The 12,329-nt window shown below is 47.5% G+C and carries 11 protein-coding genes; 5 read left to right on the top strand and 6 right to left on the bottom strand.

Translation table 11 applies throughout. From position 1 onward, the window contains the following. Nucleotides 1-25: 25 nt before the first annotated feature. The 3 genes from MJB10_RS24475 to MJB10_RS24485 all read right to left on the bottom strand — a co-directional run bounded on the left by MJB10_RS24475 (nucleotide 26) and on the right by MJB10_RS24485 (nucleotide 3,507). On the bottom strand, nucleotides 26-871 hold the full coding sequence (locus MJB10_RS24475) for a carbohydrate ABC transporter permease (RefSeq protein ID WP_314799643.1): 846 nt from the start codon (nucleotides 869-871) through the stop codon (nucleotides 26-28). Further along, entirely contained in the window at nucleotides 868-1,827 is a 960-nt protein-coding gene (locus MJB10_RS24480; RefSeq protein ID WP_314799644.1) for a carbohydrate ABC transporter permease, read from the bottom strand. Before MJB10_RS24480 ends, MJB10_RS24475 begins: the two co-directional genes overlap by 4 nt. 165 nt (nucleotides 1,828-1,992) lie before the next feature. Next, a complete protein-coding gene (locus MJB10_RS24485) occupies nucleotides 1,993-3,507 on the bottom strand; it encodes an MDR family MFS transporter (RefSeq protein WP_314799646.1) in 1,515 nt (504 codons plus the stop codon). 234 nt (nucleotides 3,508-3,741) lie between these two features. Here MJB10_RS24485 and MJB10_RS24490 point away from each other — a divergent pair, with 234 nt between their 5' ends. From MJB10_RS24490 to MJB10_RS24505, 4 genes are all read left to right on the top strand, one after another. After that, a complete protein-coding gene (locus MJB10_RS24490; protein ID WP_314799648.1) occupies nucleotides 3,742-5,298 on the top strand; it encodes an ABC-F family ATP-binding cassette domain-containing protein in 1,557 nt (518 codons plus the stop codon). Nucleotides 5,299-5,443: 145 nt separating this feature from the next. Then, the gene (locus MJB10_RS24495) at nucleotides 5,444-5,716 is read left to right on the top strand and encodes a type II toxin-antitoxin system Phd/YefM family antitoxin (protein WP_314799650.1); all 273 of its coding nucleotides are present in this window, start codon (nucleotides 5,444-5,446) and stop codon (nucleotides 5,714-5,716) included. Beyond that, entirely contained in the window at nucleotides 5,700-6,023 is a 324-nt protein-coding gene (locus MJB10_RS24500) for a type II toxin-antitoxin system RelE/ParE family toxin (protein ID WP_314799652.1), read from the top strand. Before MJB10_RS24495 ends, MJB10_RS24500 begins: the two co-directional genes overlap by 17 nt. A gap of 321 nt (nucleotides 6,024-6,344) precedes the next feature. Beyond that, nucleotides 6,345-6,677 carry a DUF5658 family protein gene (locus tag MJB10_RS24505; RefSeq protein ID WP_314799654.1) on the top strand — a complete coding sequence of 111 codons (333 nt, stop codon included), beginning with the start codon at nucleotides 6,345-6,347 and terminating at the stop codon, nucleotides 6,675-6,677. A gap of 39 nt (nucleotides 6,678-6,716) precedes the next feature. On the opposite strand, the gene MJB10_RS24510 is transcribed toward MJB10_RS24505, so the two are convergent. The 3 genes from MJB10_RS24510 to MJB10_RS24520 are packed head-to-tail and all read right to left on the bottom strand — an operon-like array spanning nucleotide 6,717 to nucleotide 11,279. Beyond that, nucleotides 6,717-9,575 (bottom strand): hybrid sensor histidine kinase/response regulator, encoded by a 2,859-nt coding sequence (locus tag MJB10_RS24510; protein WP_314799656.1) that lies wholly within the window; start codon nucleotides 9,573-9,575, stop codon nucleotides 6,717-6,719. Next, nucleotides 9,548-9,967 (bottom strand): LytS/YhcK type 5TM receptor domain-containing protein, encoded by a 420-nt coding sequence (locus MJB10_RS24515; protein ID WP_314799657.1) that lies wholly within the window; start codon nucleotides 9,965-9,967, stop codon nucleotides 9,548-9,550. Before MJB10_RS24515 ends, MJB10_RS24510 begins: the two co-directional genes overlap by 28 nt. Before the next feature lie 40 nt (nucleotides 9,968-10,007). Further along, nucleotides 10,008-11,279, bottom strand: coding sequence for an EAL domain-containing protein (locus MJB10_RS24520; protein ID WP_314799659.1), 1,272 nt, complete (start codon nucleotides 11,277-11,279; stop codon nucleotides 10,008-10,010). Between the two features lie 265 nt (nucleotides 11,280-11,544). Here MJB10_RS24520 and MJB10_RS24525 point away from each other — a divergent pair, with 265 nt between their 5' ends. Further along, nucleotides 11,545-12,249, top strand: coding sequence for a response regulator transcription factor (locus tag MJB10_RS24525; protein ID WP_314799661.1), 705 nt, complete (start codon nucleotides 11,545-11,547; stop codon nucleotides 12,247-12,249). Nucleotides 12,250-12,329 lie beyond the last annotated feature (80 nt).

The following is a 12,329-nucleotide window of genomic DNA, read 5'->3' on the forward strand; positions in this document are numbered from 1 at the left end:
GTCGCAGCTTCTCATCTTAGAAATTTTACCCCTTCACTGCACCAGAAGCAATGCCATCAACAAAATGGCGCTGAGCCATAAAGAAGATAATGAGCGAAGGAATGATCGATAGGAGTGACATCGCGAGCAATTGCCCCCAAGGCAGAGCAGACTGACTGTCCACAAACAATTTGAGCGCAAGTCCTACCGTGTATTTATCCACCGAGTTGATATACAGCAAGTGACCGAAGAAATCGTCCCAATTCCACAGGAAGCAGTAGATAGCTACTGTTACAAGTGCAGGCTTCGTTAGTGGCAGGATGATGCGCCAGTATATGCCAAACCAACTGCAACCGTCAATTTTGGCCGACTCGTCCAGATCCTTCGGAAGTCCGCGAATGAACTGAATAAGCAGGAAAATAAAGAACGGTCCGCCAATGCCGCCCGCTAATGCATGCGGAACATAGAAGGGCAAGTACGTATTCACCCAACCAAATGTATTGAACATGATGTACTGCGGAACCATCGTTACCTGACTAGGTAGCATCAATGTGACCATTAGGATGGAAAACCAGACATTTTTAAGTGGAAAATCAAGACGGGCAAAGCCGAAAGCGACGAGACTGCAGGAAAGCACCGATGTAATCAACACGCCCAATATAAGCTCGAAGGTATTGATATAAAAGTGCGTGAATGTATATTTCGGAAGCGCGACCCAACCATCGGTGAAGTTGCTCCACAGCCAGTCCTTAGGGAAGAGATTAGGCGAGCTCATCTCATCATTAGATTTGAATGCAGCCCCAACCCACCACAGGATCGGATAGACCATCAGGATACTGAATACCACCAAGAAGATATGAGAGCCGAGGGTCCGGCGTTGCATGATTGTCATTTCTTACGGCCTCCTTCTGTCTCATAGAATACCCAGTAACGGGACGATGCGAAGATCAGGGCAGTCGCGATGCCAATAATAACGAGTAGAATCCATGCTAAGGCAGAGGCATAGCCCATGTCATAGCGGGCGAAAGCTCTCTCGTACAAATACAGTGCGTACATATACGTGGAGTTGATCGGGCCGCCTTTAGTAATAACGAAAGCCTGGGTGAACATTTGGAACGAGCCGATCGTCTGCAGCACTAGATTGAACAGCAGCACGGGAGAAAGCATGGGTAACGTAATGTTGAAAAATTGTCTAAGCTTCGACGCGCCATCAACCGAGGACGCCTCATATAGCTCTGCTGGAATTTGCTTCAGCCCTGCAAGGAAAATGACCATCGAAGAACCGAACTGCCACGCTACCAAAATAATTAACGTACCGAGCGCCGTGCCAGGGCTACTGATCCAACTGATCCCATCCACGCCAAAAACGCTCAAAAACTTATTAATAAAACCGTCGATTCCGAAGATGTTTTTCCATAGAACAGCGACGGCAATACTGCTTCCGATCAGAGATGGCAAATAAATGAATGTACGGTAGATGGAGATACCCTTGATGTTTTTGTTCAGCAGCATAGCGACCAATAGGGCGCTCAATAGCTTCAGCGGCACGGAGATGACAACGAACATCAGCGTGACATAGAGAGACTGTCGGAACGTTTCATCATCCGTAAAGATGCGTTCATAGTTTCGCATGCCTACCCAATCAGGTGCATCCAACAACGTAAATTTGGTAAAGGAATAGTAAACCGAACGGATCATCGGCCATAAGGTTAAGAGCAAGAAGCCAAGCAGCCAGGGAGAGATAAACAAATAACCTGCTAAAGGCGATTCCCAGCGGCCCTTCAAGTTGAAAGCGGAGACCCACTGCTGAGCCTGCTTTTTGGAAGATGTACTAGGATGTGTACGCATATCGGGCTCACCCTTTCTAAAAGTAATTTCGTTACTCTCAGTATAAAAGAGCCTCACCGCCGCGAAAATGAGAGGATTGAACACAACTTCATCCCAATCGAACACAAGGGTCTAACGGAAATGGAAAGAGGAGCTGCCTCCGCAGCTCCTCTCTTTCCCAGCCCATTATGCGCTTGCACCCGTCGAAGCCGACACCGCAGCCTCTCCCTCGTGGCTCGACAGCACCTCGTGCTTCATGAAGAAGCACGCGATGAGCGCCACAACGGCAAACCCGATGCCGATCACGAACATATGCTGAAAGCTTTCAGCAAAGACGGTTTTGATCCGCAGCAGCAGATCTGGCGAAAGTCCTTGCGGGATGCCGCCATTGAGGATCGTCTCCGACGTGCCCGCTGGGAATTGATCCGATAGGCTGGATAAGCCTGTCGTTATATTCCGCGACAGCAGGCTGCCGAAAATACTGAATCCAAGCGTCGTACCGATCGCCTGGAACAACTGCACGGTTGCCACACCGACACCCGTGTGTTCCTTCGCAACCGACTCCTGTACGATCAGGTTATCGGAACCGAACAGGACACCGATGCCAAGTCCCAGGATGAAAAACCCGACGATAATATACATCACCGTTGTATCGACATGAATCCGCGACAGCATGATGTAACTGGCGATCGGGAAAAGGAACGAAGGGATGAACAAGTGTTTGTACGCCACTTTGGTAATCAAATTCCCGCAGAGAATACTAGCTGGAATGGCACCCGCCATGAAGGCTAGCGACAAGTAGCCGGAGGCTGTCGGCGTCATGCCCATGACATTTTGAGCGAAGAAAGGAAATCCAGATATCCCACCCATCACCCCAAGCATTGTCAGGAATACGATACAGGACAGCACAACAACGGAACGATTCTTGAATAGTGACAACGGAATAATGGGCTCCGCTGCCCTCATTTCAATCCGAATGAACAGTGCGGTAAGCGCCGCGAACATCCCCAACAAGCCCAGGATCGGCGTCGAGGTCCAAGTATATCCTTTGACATCAATGAGCACTGGCGCCAGCAAGAGCGAGAACATCGACAGCACTAAGGTACATGCACCTGCCCAGTCGATGGATTTCTTTTCCTTTTGACCCGAATCATGCAGCCCTTTCCACATAATCACCGCGGATAAAACGCCAATCGGTATGTTAATCAGAAAAATCCAATGCCAATTCACATGGCTAACGAAATAACCACCGACCGTCGGTCCAAGCAGCTGCGGCAGGATGAGTAACGGTCCGATGAAGCTCTGCAGCTTCGCACGCTGTTCCAGCTCGAACGTATCCCCGATAATAATCATGGCTAGCGGCATCAGCCCGCCTGCACCAATGCCTTGCACGCCACGGCCTATGAGCAGCACGGTCATGGAATCCGCCAGTCCGCAAATAATCGAACCCGCCAAGAATAGACCGACGCAGCTCATGTAGATGCGTTTACGTCCGTAAATGTCCGCCAGCTTCCCAAAAATCGGCATAAACATCGTAATCGACAGCATATAAATGCCCGCCACCCAGCCGTACAATGATAACCCGTGCAAATCACGGATAATCGTAGGTAACGCTGTTGACACCACCGTTTGGTCCAGCTCTGAGAAAATGAGCCCTAGCATGAGACCGATCATTACTAATTTCTTGTTACTTCCTTGCATAATCTTAGGTACCTCCTTCATCAAATAGGCAATGCCTGCCTGATCTTCACGTGTGTTTTGACTCTTTTATCATAAAGCGTTCCCGGCCTGCACTCATCAGGCGTGAGCTTTAACCTCATCTCGGTCTGCGGATGTAGTTTGCCATTTTTTATTCACCTGGGGGAGTTGTTTGCTTCCTATCGTTTATAATAAAATGTAAGAAGCAAAAAAAGTACAATAGAAAAGGTGTCATTCATGAGTATATTAAATGTAGAACGACTGAGTCACGGTTTTGGAGACCGCGCTATCTTCAACGATGTATCGTTCCGCCTGCTTAAAGGCGAGCACATCGGACTTATCGGTGCAAACGGTGAAGGGAAGTCAACCTTCATGAACATCATCACCGGGAAGCTGCAACCAGATGACGGGAAAGTCGAATGGTCCAAGCGCATGCGCGTTGGCTACCTGGATCAACACGCGGTGCTGAGCAAAGGCATGACGATGCGCGACGTGCTGAAAGGCGCTTTCCAATATTTGTTCGACATGGAACAAGAAATGAACGATATGTACGGCCGCATGGGCGATGTGTCGCCTGAAGAGCTCGAGCGATTGCTTGAGGATGTCGGAACGATTCAAGATACGTTAACGAATCAAGATTTCTATATGATCGATGCCAAAATCGAAGAAACGGCTCGCGGCTTGGGTCTGACCGATGTCGGCTTGGATAAAGACGTGCATGACCTCAGCGGCGGGCAGCGGACCAAGGTTCTGTTAGCAAAGCTCCTGCTCGAAAAGCCAGACATTCTGCTCCTCGATGAGCCGACGAACTACTTGGACGAGCAGCACATCGAATGGTTGAAGCGTTACCTGAACGATTATGAGAATGCCTTCATCCTCATTTCGCATGATATTCCATTCTTGAACAGCGTCATTAACTTGATTTACCACATGGAAAATCAAGCGTTGAACCGCTACGTCGGCGACTACGACCATTTCCTAGAAGTTCACGAAATGAGAAAATCCCAGCTCGAGTCCGCTTACAAGCGTCAACAGCAAGAGATTGCTGATTTGAAGGACTTCGTTGCTCGTAATAAAGCGAGCGTGGCCACGCGGAACATGGCGATGTCCAGACAGAAGAAGCTCGACAAGATGGATGTCATCGAATTGGCGAAGGAGAAACCGAAGCCGCAGTTCAACTTCAAGGAAGGACGTACGTCTGGGAAGCTTATCTTTGAGGCAACGGATCTGGTCATCGGTTACGATACGCCATTATCTCGTCCGCTGAACCTGCGTATGGAACGCGGTCAGAAAATCGCCCTCGTCGGTGCCAACGGAATCGGGAAAACGACGCTGCTTCGTAGTATCTTAGGCGAAATCCCCGCGATTTCTGGTAACGTGCAGAAGGGTGAAAACCTGCAAATCGGCTACTTCCAGCAGGAAGTCAAAGAAGCCAACAACAACACGTGTATCGATGAAGTGTGGAACGAGTTCCCGTCCTTGAACCAATTCGAAGTGCGCGCAGCGCTCGCTCGTTGCGGACTGACGACGAAGCACATCGAGAGCAAAATCGTCGTGCTCAGCGGTGGAGAAAAAGCGAAGGTTCGCCTGTGCAAACTGATCAACCGCGACACGAACCTACTCGTGCTCGATGAGCCGACCAACCATTTGGACGTGGATGCGAAGGATGAGTTGAAGCGTGCGCTGAAAGCGTACAAAGGCAGCATCCTGCTCATTTCTCACGAACCTGAATTTTATCGCGATGTCGTGACGGATACTTGGAACTGTGAGTCTTGGACGACGAAAGTGTTATAAGTGTAAGTGAGCCTGCCCTATCGCTTTTGGCGATGGGGTGGGCTTTGTTTTTGGGTTGGGGATGAAGGTAATGCGGAAGATACACGAAGTACTAGTTTAATGATATAATATAGTCAGAATAATGTTATTTGAAAGGGACGTGAAAATGAATATTAAGCCCTCCACCACAATCAGACAAGATTATAACGGATTCTCGAAGTATTGCCATGAGATTGATGAGCCCGTGGTTTTAACGCGTAACGGTGAAGCCGATTTAGTCGTTATGAGTCATGAAGCCTTTCGAAGAATGGAAGCTCGCATTAAGCTCCAATCTAAACTATTGGTTGCAGAAAAGCAGATAGCTGAAGGCGAGCAGCTTCTTGACCATGACCAAGTAATGGCAAGAATACGGAGAAAAATTGATGCAGCCAAAGAATAGTGTCAAATATTCTCCAGCAGCAGTTGATGATATGGATGAAATCTTCTCGTATATATCCAAGGATGATATTTCCGCTGCAGAAAAATTGTTGGAAAAGTTAGATCTTCAGATCTCGAGATTGGCAACCTTCCCAGAAATGGGTTCAGTGATATCCGAAGATGCGTATTCACTTGTACAACGAGGCTACCGATTTATTGTTGTGAATCCCTATCTGGTATTCTATCGTGTCATCCAAGACACTGTAATAGTCCATCGTATTTTACATGGGCGCAGGGATTATCTTCGCGAATTATTTGGTTCATTTTGAATTCAGCCGCTCGAATCTGAGCAGCTTTTTTTATTTTCCATCCTCACCATCCCCAACATGACAAAAATGTCACCTTACTTCGTGAAAAATCGATGGTTGACGCAAACATTAGTCGGTATAGTAGGTACATGAGGAGGGCAAACGATGACCTACATCGCTGCTTGCAATTCCAGATAAGCTTCGATTTATACCTATTAGACCGTATTTAGGGGAAGTTTCCTCCTGAATTTAACTACATGACGGCAACTGGACAAACTCCCCTTCTAAATGATACATTATGTATCAGAAGAGAGAATTCAATGACGGAGAGCGAGGGTATTTATGCCTGTCTTTCGATTGTTATTCAGAAGCAAAACGCTGATCTTGCTGTTCATTCTCTGTCTCCTCGACGCTGTATGCACCGATATCGGGTTGAGGCTCCACTATATCCAAGAGGCGAATCCGATCATCCGCCGTTTTTATGAATGGCATCTTATTACCTATTATATCGTGAAGCTCATTTTCCCGGTTGTATTAATGATGATGCATCCGTATATCCGCCAAAAAACATGGGTGAAGCCCTGTCTAACCTTGACTGTCATCGTATATGCAACTATCAATGCGTATCACGTTGTCTGGTTAACCTACGGGCTTACATTGGCAGGTTCCCCCTAAAATGAAAAGCGGGTGTCCGCCCAGGACACCCCCTACTTATTACGCCTCATTTACTAACAAAGCCTCGCTCGTCCCCAGGATGACATCGATGTTATCCTGAACACGCTGTAAGTGTGCCGAACAACTCGTCACGTCCATGCCCGTCTCCAGCTCTTTCTCCATCGCAAGTACCGCTGCGACCAAAGCATCCCCGTAGAAATTGGCTGCGATCCCTTTCAACGTGTGGATTTTGCGGCTGACGACGACCTTTTCCCCGCTGAGTACAAATGGCATTACCTGATCATAGAAGTGTTGATAGTCCAGTCTGAATTTCTCGATGATATATTGAAAAATGTGCAGCTTGTGATCGATATTTTTCATCAATTGCTCGGTGCCGATGCCTGGAATCGCTGTAAGCCAGCTCATATCCTGCCATTTCGCCAGCATGGCGGCGAGCTGCCACTCTGTCACGGGCTTGATCAGCAAATCGTTGATGCCCAACTTGAGCATTTGCATACGATCTTGCATGAGAACATTCGCTGTCAGTGCAATGATCGGCACTTGATTCATGCTTTTGCGCTGACGAAGCTTCTGCGTAGCCTCATAACCATCGATCTCAGGCATATGAATGTCCATGAGAATCAGCTTCCACGCCTCCTGGTCCGCTAGCTCTAATGCTTCACGACCATTGTTCGCAATGACCACGTGATAGCCTAATTGCCCTAGCAACTCAGTGATGACAAGCTGATTAATGTCATTGTCCTCCGCTACCAGGATACTTCCCTTGGATGCGACGAGCTGCTTCTCAGCCGTGTGCGATGCAAGATGCGAATCGGTCTTCACCGTTCGCGTCTCTTGCTGAATCAGCCCGTCCAAGGTCATCTTCAGCATCCCTCTGCTCACAGGCTTCACGAGCACGGCATCCGCCTGCAGGATCGATGGCAGCTCGGAAATCTGTTCCCTGCCATCGAGTGTCGTATAGGCGATGACCTTCGTCCGGGAACGATCAATCGGCGCCATGACACGCTCTAGGCCGACTTGCTCCTTGAAGGCTTCCATTTGCATATCCAGAATCACATACGGGACCGCTTCCCCGTTCCATGCATCCTGCTCAAGGGAATCGATCAGTGCTGCGGCCGTCGAAACTGTCTCGACCTCCATTTGCAGACTGCCGAGCAATTCGCTTAAATGCTCCGCGACAAGCGCATAATCCTCAGCGAGCCGGATACGCTGTCCCGCGAAGGATATCTCCGTCGCTCTCCTTTCCGCAAGTGCGGCCTCGGCCTTGTTAGCCTTCTCCAGCAGGAGGCGGAAATAGAAGCAGCTTCCCTCGCCTGGTCGTGTATCTACCTGCAGCACGCCGCCCATTGACTGAACGAGATGCTGGCAAATAACGAGACCTAAGCCCGTTCCCCCATATCGGCGGCTCGTAGACGTATCGGCTTGAGAGAAAGGCACGAATAGCTTCGCTACCTGCTCTTTAGAAATGCCTATCCCCGTATCCTCAATGGCGAATAGAATAATATCGCCTTCATCGCTCGTTTCTTCCAAGGCAACCTTAATCCTCAAATGTCCTCGCTTCGTAAACTTAATCGCATTATTCGTTAAGTTAATTAATACCTGTTCGATTCGAAACGGATCCCCGCTGACGAGCTCTGGCAGATCATCCGACGTATCGAGCATGACTTCGATTGGATTCGGCCCTAAGGAAACACTGGTCAAATCGGCAACCTTCTGTAGGGAGTCTTCCAGCGAGAAGATTACCTTCTCGATGATCATTTTGCCTGCTTCTAGCTTCGAATAGTCCAGAATATCGTTGATCGTAGCGAGCAGCACGTTGGAGGAGGCGTCAATTTTGCTCAGATAATCCTGCTGTATCGTTGAAAGCTCTGTACGCTGCATGAGCAGCGATAACCCGATAATGCCATTGAGCGGCGTTCGAATTTCATGACTCATTCTCGCTAGGAATTCACTTTTCGCACGATTCGATTGATCCGCTTCTTCGCGTTTCTTCAGGTCAGTAATATCGTGTACCGTTCCCATAACACCGCTGATCTCCGATTCTTCATCCGTAAAGAGCGGTGACAGTGTGACATTATACGCATGCTTCGAGCCGTCTGGATGAAGGAGATGAATGCCGAACTGATGCGTTTTCCCCGTAATGATCGTCTGTTCGAAGCCATGTTCCCAATTATCGAAATCATCCATCTGAACCACATCTGCCAAATGCTTGCCCTTCACTTGATCAGAAATCAAATTGAAGGTGAGATACATTTTACTGTTGGAGGAAGCGATTGTGCCGTCTAAATGGAAGCGAAAAATAAAATCCTCGGAATTCTCAATCAATGTCCGATACTGCTCATCCCGCGTCTTCGCTTTCATCAAAGCGGCCCGGTGCTCCGTCACATCGCAGGCCGAGCCAATTAACTCGTGGACAGCCCCATTCCGATAAATCGGCTGCAAGCTAACCACCACCGTGTAGCCATTGAGATCGAACTCATACGTCACACGCTCTCCCTGCCACGCCCTCTCATAGTGCATCTTCACCTGTTCTCTGGCTTGGCTATTCAGCTGATTCGCTTCATCGATCGTTCTTCCCGAAAATTCAAATGGACGTAACCCGAGTACATCCAACAGCTGTCCCTCAACAAATAAATAAACGAACTCACCGCGATATTTATGCACCTTAAACGTGTAGCCTGGCTGGAAGCGCAGCATATCCACCAGTTCGCTTTCTACCTTCCGAATGCGCTGCACATATTCTCGATTTCGGATGAGATAGCGCAACAAGAACGCGATTAACATCGTGCATCCCATTTGATACGCAATGTATTGTCCTAATACCTTAATCGAAGTCCCGTACACCATATAAATGACTGTGAAATAAAAAATTAAAAGAAGGATACCCCGTATAACCATTTTCCCCAAAAAGTCTTCGCCTTCGTGAAAATAATGCTTGCTCCAGTGAGCGCCAAAAAACCGATGATAACCTGTGGGAAGGGCATCCCTCCTTCAACGATGTTCCTGCCAATACATGAAAGGATAAACGAAATCATAACGGAAACAAAGCCTCCCGAATACGCGGAAAGCATCAGACCGACCCCACGAAAATTAAACGTGACATTCGTATCAATATGGACACTAAAGTTGAGCAAGGCAATACAAAGAAAGCCGTTTACAAGTCCCGCGAACACCTTATACATCCATGGCGGTCTTTGATCCCACTTCATGAGGTGGTAGATTTGTTCAATGAATACGACGAAGACCGTTATCACTGCAAAATTAATCATTAATTCTCTCATCAGTGTCATCACCAATCTGTTCCTGACTATGTTCTAACATCCATCTCTATTAAATCAGATGAACTAACATCTCTTCAATCACTTTCGATTCGACAGGCTTGCTATAATAATACCCTTGCACGAAGCGGCATCCATACTCACGCAAAATTTGCAATTCTTCTTCCGTCTCTACGCCTTCCGCTACAAGAAGTAGATTGAGCTGCTTCGCCATCGTAATCATCGCATTCACAATGACCGCATTCACGTCCCGATGACGGATGCCTTTGATGAAGGATTTATCGATTTTCATTTTATCAATGGGGAAATCTCGCAAGTAACCTAAAGAGCTGTACCCCGTCCCGAAATCATCCATAGCAATGCGCACGCCGAGCTTCTTAAGTTCTTCCAATGAACTTGTCGCTAATCTAGCATCCACACTCAAGCTCTCCGTAATTTCGAGCTCCAGATACTTAGGCGCTAAACCTGTTTCTATCAGAATCGTGGCGACCGTTCGGCCAAGCAGGTAATTATTAAACTGTTTCCTGGATAAATTCACAGCGACGAACATCGGCGGAAGGCCCGCTTCCTGCCACTTCTTATTCTGCGTACACGCCTCGCGCAGCACCCACTCCCCAATGGGATGGATGAGACCACTTTCTTCGGCGATCGCAATGAATTCAGACGGCGGCACTTGGCCTAGATGAGGATTGTTCCAACGCAGCAGACATTCAAGTCCTACGACATGGCTCGTCGAAATATCAACAACGGGCTGATACACCAACTTGAATTCGTTCTGGCTCAAAGCCTTGCGTAAATGAAACTCAACGTCCATTCGTCTCCGGAGCAAGGATTCATTGAATAATTGAGAGCCACTTCCATTCGCATCTAATTGTTGATTTTTAAGACCCATCGCAGGGTAAACGCCTTTGATTCCGTTATATATAGCCAACTTACAGCGATGCAAGAAATAAGCCGCCATCTCATCGTTCTTCGGACCTGAGACGAGCATGTCCTTGTGGAAATAATCCGCCGCTCCCAATCTCATCGCTTGAATCGTAGCAATCGACGTGTCCGAAGTATGTGTGCTCAGCACAAGAACAGGTGTTGGGCTATGCTCCATAATGAGCTGCAGAGCCGTTAGTCCTATCAATTCTGGCAGGGACATGTCGATCAGAACTAGATCGGGCTTCTCCCTTAACATACAAATCAATGCTGAATTACCATCCTCAGCTATTCCTGTCAGTTCTAGCTGTGAATCGGTATGCAAAATAGTCTTCATGACCTCTCGCGAACGCTTCGAATCGCTCACTAATAGTACTCCGTACCTGTCCGTTTGACCCATTCCTCCGCCACCTCTACAAGGCATTCTCACTTAGTAAGTTCATTATACTTTCCACTTATTAGGTTACTTCCTTGCATCTGATAGATTTAAAGCTATTTTTTCGCTAATATTTCGCTAATATTTTAATTGAGTAAACATATGAAACCGCTTTACTCTTAAAATTCGACAGCGTATAATACAAGTATTAGTAAAATATTAGCGACGTCACTCACCACATTTTTACCCATTTCAAAATTAGAAAACTATGCGTTAGGGGGAACTTCTAATGGACAGAGTTTTATTAATTGAGGACGATGACATTATTGGTGAGATGATCTGCATGTATCTGAAAGAGGAAGGCTTCATCATTCACAGGTGCCTTAACGGTAAAGAAGGCCTAGCATCCTTGCATGATTTCCAACCAGATCTGATTCTGCTTGATCTTATTCTCCCCGACTTCGAAGGAACGGAATTATGTAATTCCCTGCGAAGTAAAACAAACGTCCCGATTATTATTATCTCTTCAAACTCCAAAGTAAGTGAGAAAATCGAAGCCTTCACCGTGGGTGCAGACGACTATCTATGCAAACCGTTTAGCATGCATGAAATGAAAGCTCGGATACAAGTCCTCTTGCGACGATTTAAAAGGGAACAACCCATCGCGGCTCCGCCTGCCCCAGCACGAGAGAAAGTCACTGTCCCCGCCATGGAACTTCAGATTAATTTAGAGAAACGAACACTGCACGTACGGGGCGAATCCATTGAGATGACCTTCTCCGAGTTCGAGCTCATTCGGCTGCTAGTGGAGCATCCTGAGCGCGTCTATCGTCGTGAAGACTTGATCAACGCCTTACGCGGATTTGATTCCTATATCAACGAACGTGCCATTGACGTACATATTACAAACCTTCGCCGAAAGATCGAGGTGAACCCCAAGGAGCCTAAGTTTATTAAAACGGTATGGGGAGTAGGTTATAAATTCGTGATCTAGTGACATACATGTTACATAAACATACAACCCGATCCTGCTGAGGATCGGGCTTTTCTTTAAATTCTTAATTAACCACGTAT

The organism is Paenibacillus sp. MBLB1832, from assembly GCF_032271945.1.
GTDB lineage: Bacteria > Bacillota > Bacilli > Paenibacillales > NBRC-103111 > Paenibacillus_E > Paenibacillus_E roseopurpureus.